This is a genomic window from Bradyrhizobium sp. WYCCWR 12699, from assembly GCF_032144035.1.
Classification (GTDB): domain Bacteria; phylum Pseudomonadota; class Alphaproteobacteria; order Rhizobiales; family Xanthobacteraceae; genus Bradyrhizobium.
This window is the reverse complement of sequence record NZ_JAVTJN010000036.1, coordinates 795,019-815,767: the sequence shown is the minus strand read 5'-3', so window position 1 is coordinate 815,767 and position 20,749 is coordinate 795,019. Positions and strand designations below refer to the sequence as shown.

Here is a 20,749-nt window from a genome sequence, read left to right as displayed (position 1 = left end):
TCACTTCAGGCTGATGTTCTGCATCATCTTGATGTTGAAATACCGGGGATCGTTCAGCGAGTTCGGCAGGCGGCCGCCCCTGAAGGCGTCCACGAGGCCGGACACGGCCTGCTCGATCGTGTGGGTCGGCGCAAATCCGAGCTCGCGGCGGATCTTCTCCGAGGAGACGTGGTAGGAGCGCAGATCGTCGGTCGGCTCGACGGCCACCTCGACGTTGTCTCCGACCACCGATTTGACGATGTCGGCGATCTTCATCAGCGAGTGGTTCTCGTAGCCGATGTTGTAGGTCTTGCCGTCGATCTTCGCGTCATCCTGCTGCAGCAGGAACAGATAGGCCGCGGACATGTCCTGGATGTGCAGATTGGGCCGCTTCTGCGTTCCGCCGAACACGCGGATGCGGCCGGTGTTGACCGCGAGGTTGGTCAGGATGTTGACGACGACGTCGAGCCGCTGCCGCGGAGCGTAGCCGCAGACGGTGGCGGGACGAACTGTGCAGGTGACGAAGCCGGACGCCGCCTCTTCGGCGAGGTCGGTCTCGCACATCGCCTTGAACTTGGAGTAGTCCGTGAGCGGCTCGCAGGACAACTCCTCGGTCACCTCGGCTTCGTCCTTGATGCCGTAGACGCTCGACGAGGAGGCGTAGATGAAGCGCTTGATGCCGGCCTTCTTCGCGGCGCGCACCATGGGCCGGAAGCAGTCGTAGTTGATGGACTTGCCGAGCGCCGGATCCAGCTCGAACGAGGGGTCGTTGGAGATGCAGGCGAGGTGGATCACCGCATTGTTGCCGCGCAGGGCCTCGTTGATCGCGGCCTCGTCGCGGATGTCGCCCTTGATCAGGCGAAGGTTAGGATTGTCGCGAACGCCACTGAAGACGTCGTCGCCGTACATGAACAGGTCGAGCACGGTGACCTTGTGGCCGGCCGCCAGCAACTGGGGAACCAGCACGCTGCCGACATAGCCGGCGCCACCGGTGACCATCACGTTCCATTTCTGATCAATCACTGTCGTTCTCCAGATTTTCGATCGCGCTACTTCAACAACGCGGTGACGAACTTGACCAGCGGTGCCTTTTCGACCGAGCTGCGATGGCCGACGATACCGACCTTGATCGCGCCCGCCGCATTGCCGATGAAGGCGACGTCCTCGATGTTGCCGCCGGCCGCCACCAGCGGCGCCGTAATCGTCAGGAAGGCATCGCCGGCGCCGACCGTGTCGACAACGGTCTTGGTGAAAGCGGGCACGCGCGCGACGCCGGTCTTCGACGAGAAGGGGTAGCAGCCGAAGGAGCCGTGGGTGATGATCATGTTGTCGCAATCGATCTCGCGGTGCAGGCCGTTCTCGATCACCGACGCGATGTCGTTGAACTTGTCGGTGGCGGCGAGCCGCGCTTCCGGCGCGTCGATGCAGATGTAGTCGGCCCGCGGATACTTCGTGATCAGATTGTAGCCGTGGTTGCCGCTGTTACTCTGGGCGTTGACCGCCAGGAACTTGGAGTTCGCGATCAACGCCCCGATCGTGCTGGATGCGATCATGCCGTGACCGAAATCGGTGACGATGACCACGTCCGCGCCGCGCACGCGCTCGGCGGTGACGCGGTCGATCTCCTTGCGCGTGGTCTCGTCGAGCGGTGTGTCGTCCATGGTGTAGACTTCGAAGAGCTTGTGCAGATAGCCCATCTCGACGTAGCGCAATTTGCGGGTCGTCGGGCGGCCCTGAATGCGGATCGGCGTCACCGTGACATTCGGGCGGACATGCGCGCGAATGAACTCTTCGGGATAGTCGTTGCCGCCCAGCGTCGTGACGATCTCGACCGACTTGCAGAAGCTCGCGACGTGGTTGGCCGCGGCGATGACGCCGCCGGCAAACTGCTCGCCATTCTTGAACAGGGTGGCGACGATGTTCTCCTTCGACGCCTTGCCGAGCGCCGTGACGTACTGGTATTCGTCGATGATGGTATCGCCGACCAGCACGACGTGCATGTCCTGGATCTTGTCGATCAGCTTCAGCAACCGCTCGGCGCCGCCGCCTTCGCGCACCTTCTGCAGGTAGTCGCGCAGCGGGGGATCGTAGATGTCGAAGTAGCGGTTCAGCAGCGACGAGGAGCTGAAGGTCACGTCGCGCGTGAAGACGATTCGGCCGCCATGACGCTCGACGGCCTCGCGCTCGACGGCGATCTTGCCGGTGACGTCATCCTCGGGATTCTCGTAGTCCGAACCCTTCACATAGATATCGGGGCGCACGGTATCGAGGACCGGCTCGGCGCTGGAGGTCTGGTTGATGCCGACCCAGTCGACCGTGCCGAGCGCGGCCAGCATCTCGGCGCGCATGTTCTCCGGAAAGATCGGCCGTCCCGGGCCCTTGTTGACGAATCGGTCGGCAGTGATGGTCACGATGACCACGTCGGCCTCGTTGCGCGCCGCCAGGATGTGCCGGACGTGGCCGAGATGCACCAGATCGAACACGCCGTGGCAGAGCGCGACGGTCAGGCCCTTGGCCTGCGCGGCGCGCGCCACCTCGCCAAGCTGCTCGACCGTCTTGATCTTGTCGTGCGGTGCCGGATGGACGGCCGGCCTGTCTGTGCGTGCATTAGCCATGTGAATCACCCAAAGCGCCGGTAGGTCTCGAATGGCCGCCCGGAAATGATCGAATCGCGGCAAGGATATCCCGCGAACCTGTTCACTAGCTTGCCTTCGGTGAGCCCTTGTCGTCACCGAGATATTTGAACCAATCCTTGGTGGCGTCGGCGATCTTGTCGACCGTCCACAGCGGCGCGTCCTTGTACTGATCCATCGATTTCAGCATGGTCGCGACGCCGTCCTCGAATTTCACCTTCGGCGCCCAGTTCAGGACACGCTTGATCTTGGTGATGTCGGCGTAGGTGCAATCGGGCTCGCCCGGACGTTTGGGGATGTGGACCTTGTCGCCGCCGAGAAGCTCGACGAGGCGGTTGACGCTGTAGGTGTTGTCCGAGCCGACGTTGAATATCTCCTGCGAGATATCGGAGCGCGCGGCGGTCACGAAGGCATCCGCGACGTCGCTGACGAAGGTGAAGTCGCGCGTCTGCTCGCCGTCGCCGACCACCGTGAAGGGCTTGCCGGCAAGCTTCTGCGCCATGAACACGCCGAACACGGCACCATAGGTGCCGGTGGTGCGATGGCGCGGCCCGTACACGTTGAACAGGCGCAGCGCGACCGCGGGCAGCTTGTAGACTTGGCACCAATGCATGACGCACTGCTCGCCGAGATTCTTGGTCAGTGCATAAGGGTACATCGGCCGGATCTCGGCGCTCTCCGGCGTCGGGTAGACGTCGGGAATGCCGTAGCAGGACGATGAGGCGGCGTAGACGAAACGCTTGACGCCCGCGTGCCTTGCCGCCTCGAGGACGTTGACGGTGCCGTCGACATTGGCGCGATGATACGGGAGCGGCGACTCAATCGAGGGAACGATATCGGCCAGCGCCGCGAGGTGAAAGACCCAGTCGATACCGTGAAAGTACGGCTTGATCGATTCGAGGTCGGTAACGTCAGCCCGCACCACCTTCAGCTGGCTCGATTTGGCGCGCGAGGCCAGATTTTCAGGGCGACCGATGACGAAATTGTCGAGCGCGATGACCTCATGGCCATCGTCGATGAGTCGATCGACGAGGTGACTTCCGATGAAACCTGCGCCGCCAGTGACAATGCATTTCATGGGGAACATCCGTGACGCGAATGCCCAGCGAAACAGGCCGGCCAATGTTGAGTGAAACCCGAAAGCCGACTATCAGCCGCTCGCCGACTTTGCAAGCATTATGCCTTTGCAATCCTTGGTGATAGCCGGTATCAGGACGTCATGTTGCAGCCGAGCCGCCAGCCTATGCCTGTCGAGTCCGTCGATCCCGATCACAAGGCTTTCCTCGACGATTATGTGGGGCGCCTGCATCGCGCGACGGCGATCGACGACGGCGTCTTTGCTCGGATCTCCGCCACCCGCGCCGTCTGGTTGCGCACGCGCGAGCAGGGTGGCCGCGTCATCTTCATCGGCAATGGCGGCTCCGCCGGAATCGCTTCGCATCTGGCGATCGATCTTTCGAAGAACGCCGCGGTGCCCGCCCTCTGCTTCAGCGACGCGAGCATGATGTCGTGCCTTGCCAACGATTACGGCTTCGAGGATTGGATCGCGCACGCCGTGCGTTTGAACGCCCGTGCCGGCGACTGCCTGGTCGCGATCAGCTCGTCGGGACGCTCGAAGAACATCCTCAATGCGGTTGCGCAGGCGCGGACCATGAAGCTCGACGTCATCACGCTGTCGGGGATGAATGCGGACAATCCTCTGCGCAATCTCGGCGACGTCAATTTCTTCGTCGACAGCCGCAGCTACAACATTGTCGAGACGACGCACCAGTTCTGGATGATGGCCGCGATCGACCTCGTCATCGGTCGTGCGGAATATCCGGCATCCTGAGGCGGGCACCCGATGCAGTCGCGGTTCAAGCAGGCGGCCCTGTTTTCGGTAAAGCTGCTGCTGTCGATCGCGGTGCTGGTCTACATCGTGCGTGGTCTCGACCTGCAGCAATTGCGCAGCCATCTCGTCTCGGTCGATCCTCTCCTGTTCGTCCTCGCGCTGACGCTGATCTTCTTCCAGACCTTCGTGCTCAACGGCCGGTGGGCGCTGATCATGCGTGCGCTCGGCGTCTCGCTGGACTGGTTCGCGGGCTGGCGCATTCTCATGATCAGCCTCTGGTTCAATCAAGTGTTGCCGTCGTCGGTTGGCGGGGACGCTGTGCGGATGTGGCTGCTGCGCCAGCGTGGCGTGCAGTGGCCGGAGGCGGTCAAGGGCGTCGCGGCTGATCGTTTCACCGCCTTGATCGGGCTGATCGTGCTGATGGTCGCCGGGTTGCCGTTCCTCATGTCACGCGTGTCTAATCAGGCCGCGATCCTGGCCATCGGCGGGCTGACGCTGGCCGGCATCGCGGGCACTGCGGTTCTGTTGACGCTCGATCGTCTGCCCAAGCGCCTCATCGCGCATCCGGCGATCGCAAGCTTCGTCCGGTTCGGAACGCTGGTCAGGTTTCTTCTGCTGCAATCCGAGCGCCGCGTATTGCTGTTCGGGTCGGCGCTGCTGATCCATCTCGTGACCGCGGCGGCGTGCTACGCCCTGGCGCGCGGTGTCGGAGCGCAGCTCTCGATGGTGGACGCCGGCATCCTGATTCCGCCGGTGGTGCTGTTGACGGCGGTCCCGATCTCGATCAGCGGCTGGGGCGTCCGCGAGGGGGCGATGGTCGCCTGTCTCGGTCTGGCGGGTGTTCCTTCCGAGCAAGCGCTGTCGGTTTCGCTCCTGCTGGGCGCCATCAGCGTGATCATCGGACTCGTCGGCGGCGCGATCTGGCTGGCAAGTCCGGAGCGCGGCTTGTATTCAGCGGACAGGGCGGCGAAAGCTACGAAGGCTACGGACGAATTCCCGAACTACGGGCCGGCGGCCGAGGAGGTATCGAGCCACCCATGATTCGCTTGGACCGCGACTCTCGATCTGATTTTCACAGGGTGGGATTGCCTCACCTGCGCGCATGTCTCCCTTTTCCGGTTCCACGATGAAAAATCTGTTCTACGTCCGCCACACCTGCCGCCTCTGTCATTCGGACAAGCAAGAGCTGGTCGTCCCGATGGCCGGCATGCCCATCGGCACGCCGAATTTCCAAGTGCCGGATGCCAGCGTCGACGATCCGGTCTTCCGCGCGGCGGTGCCGATGGGGCTGCATCTGTGCAGGGATTGCGGTCACCTCCAGATTCTCCATGTCGGTAATCCCGAGATCCAGTACCGCAACTACGTCTACACCACCTCGCTCTCGCTCGGCCTGCGCGAGCACTTCGCCGGCTATGCCAACGACGTGGTCAGCCGCTTCGGCATTGCTCCGGGCTCCCTGGTCGTCGAGCTCGGCAGCAACGACGGATCGCTACTCGGCTTCTTCAAGGAGCGCGGAATGCGGGTGCTCGGTGTCGATCCCGCCGTCGACATCGCGAAGCGCGCGACCGAGGCGGGGATCGAGACCATCGGCGATTTCTTCACCGATGCGATCGGTCACCGCATCCTGCAGAGCCACGGCGCGGCGAGCGTCGTGATCGCCAACAACATGATCGCCAATGTCGACAATCTCGATCCGCTGGTGATCGGCGTTCGCGACGTACTCGCGCCGGACGGGCTGTTCGTGTTCGAAACCCAATACGGCGTCGACGTCACCGAGAAGAACCTGCTCGACACCGTCTATCACGAGCATCTGTCCTATTTTAACATCAAGCCGCTGATCCGTTTCTTTGCCCGGCTCGGCATGGAGCTGATCGACGTCCAGCACATCTGGACCAAGGGCGGCTCGATCCGCGTGACCGTGCAGCGCGCCGGTGGTGCCAAGAAGCCGTCGGCCGAAGTCGCGCGCTTCGTTGCAGAGGAAGACCGTCTCGGCGTCGATCAGCCGGCTTATTATGCGCCCTACGTGAAGCGGATCGCGGCCATCCGCGACGAGCTGATTGCGATGGCCGACGCCGCCCATGCGCGCGGTCAGCCGGTCGCCGGCTACGGCGTCTCGGTCGGCACCACGACGCTGCTGCCGCAGTTCGGCCTGGAGAACAAGATCGACTTCCTGGTGGACGACGATCCCAAGAAGGGGAACGTGATGGCAGGCCCGGGCTATGACATCCCGATCCTGCCGCCTGCCGCCCTTTACGAGCGCAAGCCGGCATTCGTCGTCGTCTTCGCCTGGCGTTATGTCGACCCGATCCGGGCCAAGCACGCCCGCTATTTCGCCGAAGGCGGCAAGTTCGTGGTGCCGCTGCCGGGCATTTCGATGGTCGACCGCGCCGACTGATCGCGCGGCGGGTCCCCCGGCGGGGCGCTCCGAAGGAGGCGATGGGACGCAGCGGTCACGCCGTGCCGGGGTTGGTCGTATAAGCCTTTGATCCGCCTTGGCTCTGCTCTCCCGCCCCGGGAGGTCGGCTCGCCCGGGCGAGCCCTCTCTATCTTGACCTTTGGTCCCATCCGCAGTAGATACCCCGCACTCGCAGCCGGCCCGTTAGACGCGGATCTCCGGCGCGGCTTTGAAATCCCCGAACAATCGAGCCCGGTTTCCGGCTCATCCTTCGAAACAGAGGGCTGGGCCAACGGCGGCTGTTCGGATCCCTGAAATTCATGTGCGTCTGTCGACGGACGCTGGACCTCAAAACGATGGCAGTCAGCCCGTTCAAGTTCTTGCAGGAAGTGCGCTCGGAGACCGCCAAGGTCACCTGGCCGACCCGGCGTGAGACCACGATCACCACCATCATGGTGTTCGTCATGGTCGCCGTCGCCTCGATCTTCTTCTTCGCCGCCGACCAGATCATCCGTTACCTCATCACCTTCCTTCTGGGCATTCACTGATGGCAACAGCAACCGCTCAACTGTCCGACAAGCGCTGGTACATCGTCCACGCCTATTCGAACTTCGAGAAGAAGGTCGCCGAATCGATCCGCGAGCAGGCCAAGCAGCGCGGGCTCGAGGAGCTGTTCGAGCTGGTGCTGGTGCCGACCGAGAAGGTCACGGAAGTGCGCCGCGGCCGCAAGATCGACGCCGAGCGCAAGTTCTTCCCCGGCTACGTGCTGGTGAAGATGAAGCTGACCGACGAAGCGTTTCATCTGATCAAGAACACGCCGAAGGTTACGGGATTCCTCGGTGCCGAAAACAAGCCGATGCCGATCTCGGAAGCCGAGGCCATGCGCATCCTGCATCAGGTGCAGGAGGGCGTGGAACGGCCGAAGGCGTCGGTGTCGTTCGAGATCGGCGAGAACGTGCGCGTGGCCGACGGCCCGTTCGCTTCGTTCTCGGGCGTTGTCGAGGAAATCGACGAGGCGCGCTCGCGCGTGAAGGTCGCGGTGTCGATCTTCGGTCGCGCAACGCCGGTCGAGCTGGAATTCGGTCAGGTCGAGAAGGTCTGACCGGGTAACGCGGGAGGCTTCAGCCTCACGCATGAAGAGGCCGTGGGAGGGAGAGGGCGGTTGCCAGCCGCATCCGACCCAGACCACGAACCTGAAACCGCCGGCCTGGCCGGCACAACAGGAGTGATACATGGCAAAGAAAGTGACCGGATACCTGAAGCTTCAGGTCCCGGCCGGTGCGGCGAATCCTTCGCCCCCGATCGGTCCCGCGCTCGGTCAGCGCGGTCTCAACATCATGGAGTTCTGCAAGGCGTTCAACGCGCAGACCCAGAAGGAAGAGAAGAACACCCCGATTCCCGTGGTGATCACGATCTACGCCGATCGTTCGTTCACCTTCGAGATGAAGACGCCCCCGATGTCGTTCTTCCTCAAGCAGGCTGCCAAGATCCAGTCCGGCTCGAAGGCGCCGGGCCGTGACAAGGCCGGCAAGGTGACCAAAGCGCAGGTGCGCGAGATCGCCGAGAAGAAGATGAAGGATCTCAATTGCGATTCCATCGAATCGGCCATGAAGATGGTCGAGGGCTCCGCCCGTTCGATGGGTCTGGAAGTTGCGGGGTAAGCGGTCATGGCAATCGGAAAGCGTTTGAACAAAGCCCGCGAAGGTGTTGACCGCGAAAAGCTTTACCCGCTCGCGGATGCCATCAAGATGGTCAAGGAACGCGCGAAAGCGAAGTTCGACGAGACCATCGAGGTCGCGATCAATCTCGGCGTCGATCCGCGTCACGCCGACCAGATGGTCCGCGGCGTCGTGACCCTGCCGAACGGCACCGGCCGTACGCTCCGCGTCGGCGTGTTCGCCCGCGGCGCCAAGGCCGATGAAGCCAAGGCCGCAGGTGCCGACGTCGTCGGCGCCGAAGACCTGGTCGAGAAGGTGCAGAACGGCGCGATCGATTTCGACCGCTGCATCGCCACCCCCGACATGATGCCGCTGGTCGGTCGTCTCGGTAAGGTGCTCGGCCCGCGCGGCCTGATGCCGAACCCGAAGATCGGCACCGTGACCATGGACGTCACCGGTGCGGTGAAGGGTGCCAAGGGCGGCTCGGTCGAGTTCCGCGTCGAGAAGGCCGGCATCCTGCAGGCCGGCGTCGGCAAGGCCTCGTTCTCCGAGGAGAAGCTGGTCGAGAACATCAAGGCTCTCGCCGATGCTGTCTCGAAGGCGAAGCCGGCTGGCTCCAAGGGCACCTACATCCAGCGCGTTGCGGTGTCCTCGACGATGGGCCCCGGTGTGAAGGTCGAGCCGGGCACCATTCTCGGCTAAGGTTTGAAAATTGCATGAGGCGAGGGGCGGAATTGGGCAACCGATTCCGCCCCTCGTCGTTTGTGGCGGCGCTCACCGGAAGCAAGAAAAATGGCTGACAAGGTCCTGATCTATTCGCGCTTTCCCAAGACGATGATGGCGCGTTTCGCCGAGCGGTTCGAGCTGCTCGACACCGGTGGCAAGAAGGCAACGGAGGTGTTTCCGCCCGAAGAGCTCGGTGGCATTCGTGCGCTGCTCACCGCGGGCGGCTCACCGCTGGGAGCAGAAGCGATGGATCTGTTTCCGAAGCTCGGCGCCATCGTCTGCTACGGCACCGGTTATGACGGCGTCGACCTGAAGGCGGCCGCCAGCCGCAATATCGCCGTCGGCCACAGCCCGGGCGCCAACGCGGCCTCGGTCGCCGACATCGCGATGACCCTGATGCTGGCGACCACGCGCCGGATCCTGGTTGCCGACCAATATGTCCGCAGCGGCGATTGGGCCGCCTCCAAGCAATCGCCGATGATGCGTCCCCAGGCCGGCATGCCCGGCCGCCGCATCGGCGTCTACGGCATGGGCGAGATCGGCCGCAAGATCGCCGCCCGCTGCGCCGCCTTCGAGGGCGAAATCGGTTATTTCAGCCGGACCCGATATGATCTGCCCTATCAATATTTCCCGTCGCTGGAGGCGCTGGCCGACTGGTGCAGCGTCCTGATGATCGCGGTGCGGGCAGGGGCCGACACCCAGCACGTCGTCAATGCCGACATCCTGAGGCGCCTCGGGGCGGACGGCTATGTCGTCAATATCTCCCGCGGCTCCGTGATCGACCAGAAGGCCCTGGTCGCGGCGCTGACCGACAGGACCATCGCGGGGGCCGGACTCGACGTGTTCGAGAAGGAACCGCACGCGCCGGACGCCCTGACCGCGCTCCCCAACGTGGTGTTCGCGCCCCATATCGGCGGCCACACCCTCGAATCGCATGTCGCCATGCAGGACTGCGTGTTGGCGAACCTGACCGCGTTCTTCGAGGGCAAGCCGCTGCCTTATGGGGTGAAATCGACCTGAATCGGCCCTTATCGGCCTGGGTCAAGCCCCACCGGCAACGGATTGGAACTGGTGTGAATTTTGCTCTTGGCAAGCAGGCAGAGAGCAGTTAAAGAACCGCTTCCGGACGTGCCGGCTTCGGCTGGCGCGTTCGTGCACGCATTCCGAAAACCCGACACGACAGGAGATCATTCCTTTTCAGGACGTCCGTGAGGATTTGCCCGAAAAGGAGGGAAAACCCGTCGGTTGGTGGGATGCGGGCAGGGGTTGGACGGCTCGCCGGCTGACCCTGTCCTGTCCAAGACTGCAGGCGCTCGCGGGAAATTTCGATTTCTCAACGGCTTAATCGCATGGCCTGCATAGACGGGTGAAGACCGGATTTCACTTCGCCTTCCATCTTAACGGTGGTTGCGGAACGGGTCTGGTTCGGACCTCGACACGCCGTGGGCCTTAGCGGGCTCCCGGAGGGCAGGCTTTGAATTGTCGTCTCGCCCGGCGCGTGTCCGATGGGTTTTGGCCCGGAGGTTCAGGTTTTGGGTGGGGCGATGGGTGCAACCCGGCGGTCCCGCTTTTCGCGAAGGCTGCCAACCGGAAAGAGCTTGCTGTGGAACGAGCGGCAAAAAAGGACGCGGTCGAACAGCTCAATGGGGTCTTCAAGACCACGAGCGTCGCGATCGTTGCTCAATATTCCGGCCTGACCGTTGCCCAGATGCAGAAGCTGCGCATGCAGATGAAGCAGGCTGGTGCCTCGGTGAAGGTCTCGAAGAACCGTCTCGCCAAAATTGCTCTTGAAGGCACTGACGTCGTTGCCATCGGCCCCATGCTGAAGGGACCGACCGTGATCGCCACTTCGAACGATCCGGTAGCGGCGCCAAAGGTCGCCGTCGAATTCGCCAAGGCGAACGAAAAGTTCGTCATCATTGGCGGCTCGATGGGAAAGACCGTCCTGAATGTCGACAGCGTGAAGGCGCTTGCCTCACTGCCGTCGCTTGACGAACTGCGCGGCAAGATCGTCGGCCTCATCGTGGCCCCGGCGACCAAGCTGGCCCAGCTCGCCAACGCGCCCGCGGGCAAGCTCGCGCGCGTCATCCAGGCTCATGCCTCAAAGGGCGAAGCGGCCTGACGCCCTTCGCAAAACTCAAACCCGAACCAGACTTACACCTAAGGAAACTGAACAATGGCTGACTTGCAGAAGATCGTTGACGACCTCTCGAGCCTCACCGTGCTCGAAGCCGCTGAACTCGCGAAGCTCCTCGAAGAGAAGTGGGGCGTTTCGGCTGCCGCGGCTGTCGCCGTGGCCGGTCCGGCTGGTGGTGGCGCTGCTGCCGCTCCGGCTGAAGAGAAGACCGAGTTCACGGTTGTCCTGGCCTCGGCCGGCGACAAGAAGATCGAGGTCATCAAGGAAGTCCGCGCCATCACCGGTCTCGGCCTGAAGGAAGCAAAGGACCTCGTCGAGGGTGCTCCGAAGCCGCTGAAGGAAGGCGTGAACAAGGAAGAAGCCGACAAGATCAAGGCCCAGCTCGAGAAGGCTGGCGCGAAGGTCGAGCTGAAGTAAGCGCAGCTTACTCGCGAGGTCCCGGGCGCGCGTCAGCGAGCCCGGGACCTTGGCCTGCCCCTCGACCAAGGGTGGGCGTGATGCAAAAGGCGTGCGACGGAACGTCCCGACGTGGGCTGAACACGAAAAAGTGTGGGGATTTCGAGGTTTACCCCTCGAATCTGCACTATTGTCGCCCCATATCGGGTCGGCAGCACGAAAGCGCGGTGGCAGGGGTGCCGGACCCCCTGTAAGCCGTTGGGAGAGCAGGCTATTTCGGGCTTTTGCAGTCCGTGAAGAGGATCGTTGTGACGGGCGGGCGCGCACCAGCGCCCCGCACGTCGTTTTGCGTTTTGAAGGTCTGAAGAACAGATTCAGGACATTCTCGCCTGAAACTGAGTCTGCGGCCCCCAAAACGGGTTCGAAAAATTCAACCCGGGGAGCGGTGGCAGCCGCGCCCTGGACGGCGCGCCCAGATGGGGCGACGAAAATGAGAGGCCACGATGGCGCAGCAGACATTCACCGGTCGCAAACGCGTTCGCAAGTTCTTCGGACACATCAAGGAAGTGGCCGAGATGCCGAACCTCATCGAGGTTCAGAAGGCGTCCTATGACCAGTTCCTGATGGTCGACGAACCCCAGGGTGGCCGTCTCGACGAGGGTCTGCAGGCGGTGTTCCGCTCGGTGTTTCCGATCTCCGACTTCTCGGGCACCTCGATGCTGGAATTCGTCCGCTACGAGTTCGAGCAGCCGAAATACGATGTCGACGAGTGCCGCCAGCGCGGCATGACCTTCGCGGCTCCCCTCAAGGTGACGCTGCGCCTCATCGTGTTCGATATCGACGAGGAAACCGGCGCGAAGTCGGTGAAGGACATCAAGGAGCAGGACGTCTACATGGGCGACATCCCGCTCATGACGATGAACGGCACCTTCATCGTCAACGGCACCGAGCGCGTCATCGTCTCGCAGATGCACCGCTCGCCCGGCGTGTTCTTCGACCACGACAAGGGCAAGACCCATTCCTCGGGCAAGCTGCTGTTCGCCGCCCGCGTGATCCCGTATCGCGGCTCCTGGCTCGACATCGAGTTCGACGCCAAGGACATCGTCTATGCGCGTATCGACCGTCGCCGCAAGATTCCGGTAACCTCGCTGATGTTCGCCCTCGGCCTCGACGGCGAAGCGATCCTGTCCACGTTCTACAAGAAGATCCTCTACAAGCGGACCAAGGAAGGCTGGCGCGTTCCGTTCGACGCCAACCGTTTCCGCGGCTACTCGACCGTCAACGACCTGATCGATGCCGACACCGGCAAGGTCGTGCTCGAGGCCGGCAAGAAGCTCACCGTCCGTGCCGCCCGCCAGCTCCAGGAGAAGGGGCTGAAGGCGCTGCGCATGTCCGATGAGGAGCTGGTCGGCAACTATATCGCCGAGGACCTCGTCAACCCGAAGACCGGCGAGATCCACGCAGAGGCCGGCGAGGAAATCACCGACAAGTCGATGAAGGTGCTCAACGAGCACGGCTACAAGGAATTGCCGCTGCTCGACATCGACCACGTCAATGTCGGCCCCTACATCCGCAACACGCTCTCGGCGGACAAGAACATGACGCGTGAAGACGCGCTGTTCGACATCTACCGCGTGATGCGCCCGGGCGAGCCGCCGACGCTGGATTCGGCGCAGGCCATGTTCCAGTCGCTGTTCTTCGACGCCGAACGCTACGACCTCTCCGCGGTCGGCCGCGTCAAGATGAACATGCGCCTCGACCTCGATGCGCCCGACACCCAGCGCACGCTGCGCAAGGAAGACATCCTCTCCGTCATCAAGACGCTGGTGGATTTGCGCGACGGCAAGGGCGAGATCGACGACATCGACCATCTCGGCAACCGCCGTGTGCGCTCGGTCGGCGAGCTCATGGAGAACCAGTACCGCATCGGCCTGCTGCGCATGGAGCGCGCGATCAAGGAGCGCATGTCCTCGGTCGACATCGACACGGTCATGCCGCAGGACCTGATCAACGCCAAGCCGGCGGCTGCCGCCGTGCGCGAGTTCTTCGGCTCCTCGCAGCTCTCGCAGTTCATGGACCAGACCAACCCGCTCAGCGAGATCACCCACAAGCGCCGCCTGTCGGCCCTTGGACCGGGCGGTCTGACCCGCGAGCGCGCCGGCTTCGAGGTGCGCGACGTGCATCCGACGCATTACGGCCGCATCTGCCCGATCGAGACGCCGGAAGGTCCGAACATCGGCCTGATCAACTCGCTCGCGACCTTCGCGCGCGTGAACAAGTACGGCTTCGTCGAGACGCCGTACCGCAAGGTCAAGGATGGCCGCGTCACCGACGAGGTCGTGTACCTCTCGGCGATGGAAGAGGGCCGCTACACGGTCGCGCAGGCCAACGTGCCGCTCGACCCGAAGGGCCGCTTCACCGAAGACCTCGTGGTCTGCCGTCACGCCGGCGAAGTCTTGCCGGTGACGCCGGACAAGGTCGACTACATGGACGTCTCGCCGAAGCAGCTCGTCTCGGTCGCCGCGGCGCTGATCCCGTTCCTCGAGAACGACGACGCCAACCGCGCGCTGATGGGCTCGAACATGCAGCGCCAGGCGGTGCCGCTGGTTCGCGCCGAGGCGCCGTTCGTCGGCACCGGCATGGAAGGCGTGGTTGCGCGTGACTCGGGTGCTGCGATCGCGGCGCGCCGTTCGGGCGTGATCGACCAGATCGACGCCACCCGCGTCGTCATCCGCGCCACGGAAGATCTCGATCCGACCAAGTCGGGCGTCGATATCTACCGCCTGATGAAGTACCAGCGCTCCAACCAGTCGACCTGCATCAACCAGCGTCCGCTGGTGAAGGTCGGCGACATCGTCAAGAAGGGCGACATCATCGCCGACGGTCCGTCGACCGATCTCGGTGAGCTCGCTCTCGGCCGCAACGTGCTCGTCGCGTTCATGCCGTGGAACGGCTACAACTTCGAAGACTCGATCCTGCTCTCCGAGCGGATCGTGAAGGAAGACGTCTTCACCTCGATTCACATCGAGGAGTTCGAGGTGATGGCCCGCGACACCAAGCTCGGGCCTGAGGAAATCACCCGCGACATTCCGAACGTCTCGGAAGAAGCGCTGAAGAACCTCGACGAAGCCGGTATCGTCTACATCGGTGCGGAAGTGCGCGCCGGCGACATCCTGGTCGGCAAGATCACGCCGAAGGGCGAGAGCCCGATGACGCCGGAAGAGAAGCTGCTGCGCGCCATCTTCGGCGAGAAGGCGTCCGACGTTCGCGACACCTCGCTGCGCGTTCCTCCGGGCGTGCAGGGCACGATCGTGGAAGTGCGCGTGTTCAACCGTCACGGCGTCGACAAGGACGAGCGTGCGCTGGCGATCGAGCGGGAAGAGATCGAGCGTCTGGCCAAGGACCGCGACGACGAGCAGGCGATCCTGGACCGCAACGTCTACAACCGTCTTGCCGAGCTGCTCGAAGGGCGGCAGGGCATCGCCGGTCCCAAGGGCTTCAAGAAGGACACCAAGATCACCCGTGCGGTGCTCGAGGAGTACCCGAAGTCGCAGTGGTGGCTGTTCGCCTCGCCGAACGACAAGCTGATGGCCGAGATCGAGGCCATGCGGAAGCAGTACGACGAGTCGAAGAAGGGGCTCGAGCAGCGCTTCCTCGACAAGGTCGAGAAGCTGCAGCGCGGTGACGAATTGCCGCCCGGCGTGATGAAGATGGTCAAGGTCTTCGTCGCGGTGAAGCGCAAGATCCAGCCCGGCGACAAGATGGCCGGCCGCCACGGCAACAAGGGCGTGGTGTCGAAGATCGTGCCGATCGAGGACATGCCGTTCCTCGAAGACGGCACGCATGCCGACATCGTGCTCAATCCGCTCGGCGTGCCCTCGCGCATGAACGTCGGACAGATCCTCGAGACCCATCTGGGCTGGGCCTGCGCCGGCCTCGGCAAGCGTATCGGCCAGACGGTCGATGCGTATCTGTCGAAGCAGGACATCAAGCCGCTGAAGGAGACCTTGAAGAAGGTCTACGGCGAGGACGAGACGATCAAGTCGCTCAACGACAACGAGCTGATCGAGCTCGGCCATAACCTCAGCCGCGGTGTTCCGATCGCGACGCCGGTGTTCGACGGCGCCAAGGAAGCCGACATCGAGGAGATGTTGAAGCTTGCCGGTCTCGACGCTTCCGGTCAGTCGACCGTCTATGACGGCCGCACCGGCGATCCGTTCGATCGCAAGGTGACCGTGGGCTACATCTACATGCTCAAGCTGCACCATCTGGTCGACGACAAGATCCACGCGCGTTCGATCGGTCCGTACTCGCTCGTCACCCAGCAGCCGCTGGGCGGCAAGGCGCAGTTCGGCGGCCAGCGCTTCGGCGAAATGGAGGTGTGGGCGCTCGAGGCTTACGGCGCGGCGTACACGCTCCAGGAGATGCTGACGGTGAAGTCGGACGACGTCGCCGGCCGTACCAAGGTGTACGAGGCGATCGTGCGCGGCGACGACACGTTCGAGGCCGGTATTCCGGAATCGTTCAACGTGCTGGTCAAGGAAATGCGCTCGCTCGGCCTCAACGTCGACCTGCACAACTCCAAGGTTGGACCGGCGCCGACGTCGGAAGCGGCCGAGTAACACGACCTTTCATGCCCGGCCTTCACGGCCGGGCATCGGCGCCCCTCCCGATGCCTTGAGGGCAGGGCGCCCTGCTTGAAGTGATTTTCGAATTTGCGGCCGGAGGCGACCGGCACGCGAGGAGAAGACGATGAACCAAGAAATTATGAATCTCTTCAACCCGACGACGCCGGCTCAGGTCTTCGACCAGATCCGGATCTCGATCGCGTCTCCAGAGAAGATTCTGTCCTGGTCCTACGGCGAGATCAAGAAGCCGGAGACCATCAACTACCGCACCTTCAAGCCCGAGCGCGACGGCCTGTTCTGTGCCCGCATCTTCGGGCCGATCAAGGATTACGAGTGCTTGTGCGGCAAGTACAAGCGCATGAAGTACAAGGGCATCATCTGCGAGAAGTGCTCGGTCGAGGTCACGCTGTCGCGCGTCCGGCGCGAGCGCATGGGCCATATCGAGCTCGCCGCCCCCGTCGCCCACATCTGGTTCCTGAAGTCGCTGCCCTCGCGCATCGGCCTTCTGCTGGACATGACGCTGAAGGATCTCGAGCGGATCCTCTACTTCGAATACTACGTCGTGCTCGAGCCGGGTCTCACCGCGCTCAAGGACCGTCAGCTGCTGTCCGAGGACGAGTATCTGAAGGCGCAGGACGAGTATGGCCAGGATTCCTTCACCGCCATGATCGGCGCCGAAGCGATCCGCGAGCTGCTCAAGGGCATGGACCTCGAGAAGCTCGAGGCCTCGCTTCGCGTCGAGATGCAGGAGACCGACTCCGACATCAAGCACAAGAAGCTCGCCAAGCGCCTGAAGATCGTGGAAGCGTTCCGCCACTCCGGCAACAAGCCGGAATGGATGATCATGACCGTGGTCCCGGTGATCCCGCCGGACCTGCGTCCGCTGGTGCCGCTGGACGGCGGCCGCTTCGCGACCTCGGACCTCAACGACCTCTACCGCCGCGTCATCAACCGCAACAACCGCTTGAAGCGGCTGATGGAGCTGCGCGCGCCCGACATCATCATCCGCAACGAGAAGCGCATGCTTCAGGAAGCGGTCGATGCGCTGTTCGACAACGGCCGCCGCGGCCGCGTCATCACGGGTGCCAACAAGCGCCCGCTGAAGTCGCTCGCCGACATGCTCAAGGGCAAGCAGGGCCGCTTCCGCCAGAACCTGCTCGGCAAGCGCGTCGACTATTCGGGCCGTTCGGTGATCGTGGTCGGTCCCGAGCTGCGCCTGCATCAGTGCGGCCTGCCGAAGAAGATGGCGCTCGAGCTGTTCAAGCCGTTCATCTATTCGCGGCTCGACGCCAAGGGCCTGTCCACCACCGTGAAGCAGGCCAAGAAGCTGGTCGAGAAGGAGCGGCCCGAGGTCTGGGACATCCTGGATGAGGTGATCCGCGAGCATCCGGTGCTGCTGAACCGCGCACCGACGCTGCATCGCCTCGGCATCCAGGCGTTCGAGCCCGTGCTGATCGAAGGCAAGGCGATCCAGCTTCACCCGCTGGTCTGCTCGGCGTTCAACGCCGACTTCGACGGCGACCAGATGGCCGTGCACGTCCCGCTGTCGCTCGAAGCGCAGCTGGAAGCGCGCGTCCTGATGATGTCGACCAACAACATCCTGCATCCGGCCAACGGTCAACCGATCATCGTGCCGTCGCAGGACATCGTGCTCGGTCTCTACTACGTCTCGATCATGCGCGAAGGCCTGCCCGGCGAGGGCAAGATCTTCGGCGACATGGCCGAGCTCGAGCACGCGCTGCATGCGAAGGTCATCCACCTCCACACCAAGATCAAGTACCGGTGGCAGGGCATGGACGAGACCGGCAAGGTCTCGACGCGCTGGATCGAGACCACCGCCGGCCGCGTCATGCTCGGCAATCTCCTGCCGAAGAACCCGCGGATTTCGTACGAGATCATCAACAAGCTGATGACCAAGCGCGAGATCTCGGGCGTGATCGACCAAGTCTACCGTCACTGCGGTCAGAAGGAGACGGTGATCTTCTGCGACCGCATCATGGCGCTCGGCTTCTACAACGCGTTCAAGGCCGGCATCTCGTTCGGCAAGGACGACATGGTCGTGCCGCACGGCAAGTGGAAGATCGTCGACACCACCCGTACGCTGGCGAAGGATTTCGAGCAGCAGTACAACGACGGCCTGATCACTCATGGCGAGAAGTACAACAAGGTCGTCGACGCCTGGTCGAAGGCCACGGAAGAAATCGCCAAGGCGATGATGAAGGAGATCTCCTCGACCAAGAAGACGGCGAGCGGGGCGGATGCCGACATCAACTCGATCTACATGATGGCTCACTCCGGTGCCCGCGGTTCGCCGGCCCAGATGCGCCAGCTCGCCGGCATGCGCGGCCTGATGGCCAAGCCGTCGGGCGAGATCATCGAGACGCCGATCATCTCGAACTTCAAGGAAGGCCTCTCGGTTCTCGAGTACTTCAACTCGACCCACGGTGCCCGTAAGGGCCTCGCGGATACCGCGTTGAAGACCGCGAACTCGGGCTACCTGACCCGTCGTCTGGTCGACGTCGCGCAGGACTGCATCATCACTCAGAGCGACTGCGGCACCAAGCTCGGCATCAAGATGCGCGCCATCGTCGATGCAGGCACCGTGGTGGCTTCGCTCGGCTCGCGCATCCTCGGACGCACGGCCTGCGAGGACATCCGCGACAGCTCCGGCAAGGTGATCATCAAGCGCGACACGCTGATGGAAGAGAGCCATCTGGACGCCATCCAGCAGGGTGGTGTCCAGGAGGTGAAGATCCGCTCGGCGCTGACCTGCGAACTCGTCAACGGCATCTGCGGCAAGTGCTACGGCCGCGACCTCGCCCGCGGCACGCCGGTTAACCACGGTGAAGCCGTCGGCGTCATCGCGGCGCAGTCGATCGGCGAGCCGGGCACCCAGCTCACCATGCGCACCTTCCACATCGGCGGTGCGGCGCAGCTCAACGAGCAGTCCTTCGTCGAAGCCAATTTCGACGGCAAGATCGTGATCCGGAACAAGGCCATCGCCCGCAACAGCGAAGGTCACCTGATCGCGATGGTGCGCAACATGGTGGTGGCGATCGTCGATGCCGACGGCACCGAGCGTGCGACGCACCGCGTCCAGTACGGCTCGCGCCTGCACGTCGACGAGGGCGACATGGTCAAGCGCGGCCAGCGCATCGTCGAGTGGGATCCCTACACCCGACCGCTCCTCACCGAAGTCGAAGGTACCATCGGCTTCGAGGATCTGGTCGAGGGGCAGTCGATCTCGGAAACGCTCGACGAAGCGACCGGTATCGCCAAGCGCGTGGTCATCGACTGGCGCTCGACCCGCGGCGGCTCGGACCTGCGTCCGGCCATCGTGGTCAAGGGCAAGGACGGCAAGGTGCTCAAGCTCGCCCGTGGCGGCGATGCCCGCTACATGCTGTCGGTCGACGCCATTCTCTCGGTCGACGTCGGAGCCAAGGTCAATCCGGGCGACATTCTCGCCCGTGTCTCGACCGAAAGCGCCAAGACGCGTGACATCACCGGCGGTCTGCCGCGGGTGGCGGAACTGTTCGAGGCTCGGCGTCCGAAGGATGCGGCGATCATCGCCGAGATCGCGGGCACCATCCGGTTCGGGCGCGACTACAAGAACAAGCGTCGCATCTCGATCGAGCCGATGGACAAAACCGACGAGCCGCGCGAGTACCTGATCCCGAAGGGCAAGCACATCCACCTTCAGGACGGCGACGTCGTCGAAAAGGGCGACTTCATCGTCGAAGGCAACCCGGCACCGCACGACATTCTGGCGGTCAAGGGCATCGAGGAGCTCGCGGCCTATCTGGTCAACGAGATCCAGGAGGTCTACCGGCTCCAGGGCGTGCTCATCAACGACAAGCACATCGAGGTGATTGTCCGTCAGATGCTCCAGAAGGTGGAAGTCACCGACCAGGGCGATACGGACATGATCTCGGGCGAGCAGGTCGACAAGATCGAGTTCGACGCGCTGAACGAGAAGGCCAAGGAAGAGGGCAAGAAGCCCGCCACGGGAACGCCGGTTCTGCTCGGCATCACCAAGGCGAGCCTCCAGACCCGTTCGTTCTTCTCGGCGGCCTCGTTCCAGGAGACCACCCGCGTCCTCACGGAAGCGGCGGTCAACGGCAAGGTCGATCCGCTCGAAGGCCTCAAGGAGAACGTCATCGTCGGCCGTCTGATTCCGGCGGGCACCGGCGCCTCCATGGCCAAGATCCGCGAAGTCGCCATGAAGCGCGACAAGCTGATCCTGGACGAGCGCGAGAAGCAGGCGGCCGTCGTGTCGCCCGCGCCCGAAGCCGAGCTTCCTGCGCTGCCGCCCGCGGAATGATCGTTCATCCGTAGGAATACCGAGGATAATGGAAAGGCCGGCGCA

At 63.4% G+C, this 20,749-nt stretch carries 15 protein-coding genes; 12 read left to right on the top strand and 3 right to left on the bottom strand.

Annotated elements, in window-relative coordinates; translation table 11 throughout:
- From RPS27_RS28790 to RPS27_RS28780, 3 genes are all read right to left on the bottom strand, one after another.
- On the bottom strand, positions 1-1,002 hold the full coding sequence (locus RPS27_RS28790; RefSeq protein ID WP_194402804.1) for an NAD-dependent epimerase/dehydratase family protein: 1,002 nt from the start codon (positions 1,000-1,002) through the stop codon (positions 1-3).
- A 26-nt stretch (positions 1,003-1,028) separates the two neighbouring features.
- Positions 1,029-2,594, bottom strand: coding sequence for a PfkB family carbohydrate kinase (locus RPS27_RS28785; protein WP_211419175.1), 1,566 nt, complete (start codon positions 2,592-2,594; stop codon positions 1,029-1,031).
- An 85-nt stretch (positions 2,595-2,679) separates the two neighbouring features.
- Complete coding sequence (locus RPS27_RS28780) at positions 2,680-3,690, bottom strand: SDR family oxidoreductase (protein WP_313754745.1); 1,011 nt, start codon at positions 3,688-3,690, stop codon at positions 2,680-2,682.
- A 165-nt stretch (positions 3,691-3,855) separates the two neighbouring features.
- On the opposite strand from RPS27_RS28780, the gene RPS27_RS28775 reads away from it, so the two are divergent.
- The 12 genes from RPS27_RS28775 (at position 3,856) to rpoC (ending at position 20,704) form a co-directional block, all read left to right on the top strand.
- Complete coding sequence (locus RPS27_RS28775; protein ID WP_249132241.1) at positions 3,856-4,443, top strand: SIS domain-containing protein; 588 nt, start codon at positions 3,856-3,858, stop codon at positions 4,441-4,443.
- A gap of 12 nt (positions 4,444-4,455) precedes the next feature.
- On the top strand, positions 4,456-5,484 hold the full coding sequence (locus tag RPS27_RS28770; RefSeq protein WP_313754744.1) for a lysylphosphatidylglycerol synthase transmembrane domain-containing protein: 1,029 nt from the start codon (positions 4,456-4,458) through the stop codon (positions 5,482-5,484).
- A gap of 85 nt (positions 5,485-5,569) precedes the next feature.
- The gene (locus RPS27_RS28765) at positions 5,570-6,838 is read left to right on the top strand and encodes a class I SAM-dependent methyltransferase (RefSeq protein WP_313754743.1); all 1,269 of its coding nucleotides are present in this window, start codon (positions 5,570-5,572) and stop codon (positions 6,836-6,838) included.
- Positions 6,839-7,194: 356 nt separating this feature from the next.
- Complete coding sequence (gene secE / locus RPS27_RS28760; RefSeq protein WP_007611620.1) at positions 7,195-7,386, top strand: preprotein translocase subunit SecE; 192 nt, start codon at positions 7,195-7,197, stop codon at positions 7,384-7,386.
- Complete coding sequence (nusG, locus tag RPS27_RS28755; protein WP_007602985.1) at positions 7,386-7,940, top strand: transcription termination/antitermination protein NusG; 555 nt, start codon at positions 7,386-7,388, stop codon at positions 7,938-7,940. The genes secE and nusG overlap by 1 nt, the downstream gene beginning before the upstream one ends.
- Before the next feature lie 130 nt (positions 7,941-8,070).
- Positions 8,071-8,499 (top strand): 50S ribosomal protein L11, encoded by a 429-nt coding sequence (rplK, locus tag RPS27_RS28750; RefSeq protein ID WP_006611824.1) that lies wholly within the window; start codon positions 8,071-8,073, stop codon positions 8,497-8,499.
- Positions 8,500-8,505: 6 nt separating this feature from the next.
- Positions 8,506-9,198: a 50S ribosomal protein L1 gene (rplA, locus tag RPS27_RS28745; RefSeq protein WP_063682741.1), complete on the top strand. Its 693-nt coding sequence runs from the start codon at positions 8,506-8,508 to the stop codon at positions 9,196-9,198.
- Positions 9,199-9,288: 90 nt separating this feature from the next.
- On the top strand, positions 9,289-10,242 hold the full coding sequence (locus tag RPS27_RS28740; protein ID WP_313754742.1) for a 2-hydroxyacid dehydrogenase: 954 nt from the start codon (positions 9,289-9,291) through the stop codon (positions 10,240-10,242).
- Between the two features lie 583 nt (positions 10,243-10,825).
- Positions 10,826-11,344, top strand: coding sequence for a 50S ribosomal protein L10 (rplJ, locus tag RPS27_RS28735; protein ID WP_194402797.1), 519 nt, complete (start codon positions 10,826-10,828; stop codon positions 11,342-11,344).
- Between the two features lie 54 nt (positions 11,345-11,398).
- Positions 11,399-11,776, top strand: a complete 378-nt coding sequence (rplL, locus tag RPS27_RS28730; protein ID WP_100177007.1) for a 50S ribosomal protein L7/L12 — start codon at positions 11,399-11,401, stop codon at positions 11,774-11,776.
- Between the two features lie 482 nt (positions 11,777-12,258).
- Entirely contained in the window at positions 12,259-16,377 is a 4,119-nt protein-coding gene (rpoB, locus tag RPS27_RS28725; protein WP_194402796.1) for a DNA-directed RNA polymerase subunit beta, read from the top strand.
- 130 nt (positions 16,378-16,507) lie between these two features.
- Positions 16,508-20,704, top strand: coding sequence for a DNA-directed RNA polymerase subunit beta' (rpoC, locus tag RPS27_RS28720; RefSeq protein WP_126258100.1), 4,197 nt, complete (start codon positions 16,508-16,510; stop codon positions 20,702-20,704).
- Positions 20,705-20,749: the final 45 nt, after the last annotated feature.

Bases quoted from the DNA above. Each gene is read 5' to 3' on its own strand.
- RPS27_RS28785 (WP_211419175.1), bottom strand. From the start codon at position 2,594: ATGGCTAATGCACGCACAGACAGGCCGGCCGTCCATCCGGCACCGCAC.
- RPS27_RS28780 (WP_313754745.1), bottom strand. From the start codon at position 3,690: ATGAAATGCATTGTCACTGGCGGCGCAGGTTTCATCGGAAGTCACCTC.
- RPS27_RS28775 (WP_249132241.1), top strand. From the start codon at position 3,856: ATGCCTGTCGAGTCCGTCGATCCCGATCACAAGGCTTTCCTCGACGAT.
- RPS27_RS28770 (WP_313754744.1), top strand. From the start codon at position 4,456: ATGCAGTCGCGGTTCAAGCAGGCGGCCCTGTTTTCGGTAAAGCTGCTG.
- RPS27_RS28765 (WP_313754743.1), top strand. From the start codon at position 5,570: ATGAAAAATCTGTTCTACGTCCGCCACACCTGCCGCCTCTGTCATTCG.
- secE (WP_007611620.1), top strand. From the start codon at position 7,195: ATGGCAGTCAGCCCGTTCAAGTTCTTGCAGGAAGTGCGCTCGGAGACC.
- nusG (WP_007602985.1), top strand. From the start codon at position 7,386: ATGGCAACAGCAACCGCTCAACTGTCCGACAAGCGCTGGTACATCGTC.
- rplK (WP_006611824.1), top strand. From the start codon at position 8,071: ATGGCAAAGAAAGTGACCGGATACCTGAAGCTTCAGGTCCCGGCCGGT.
- rplA (WP_063682741.1), top strand. From the start codon at position 8,506: ATGGCAATCGGAAAGCGTTTGAACAAAGCCCGCGAAGGTGTTGACCGC.
- RPS27_RS28740 (WP_313754742.1), top strand. From the start codon at position 9,289: ATGGCTGACAAGGTCCTGATCTATTCGCGCTTTCCCAAGACGATGATG.
- rplL (WP_100177007.1), top strand. From the start codon at position 11,399: ATGGCTGACTTGCAGAAGATCGTTGACGACCTCTCGAGCCTCACCGTG.
- rpoB (WP_194402796.1), top strand. From the start codon at position 12,259: ATGGCGCAGCAGACATTCACCGGTCGCAAACGCGTTCGCAAGTTCTTC.
- rpoC (WP_126258100.1), top strand. From the start codon at position 16,508: ATGAACCAAGAAATTATGAATCTCTTCAACCCGACGACGCCGGCTCAG.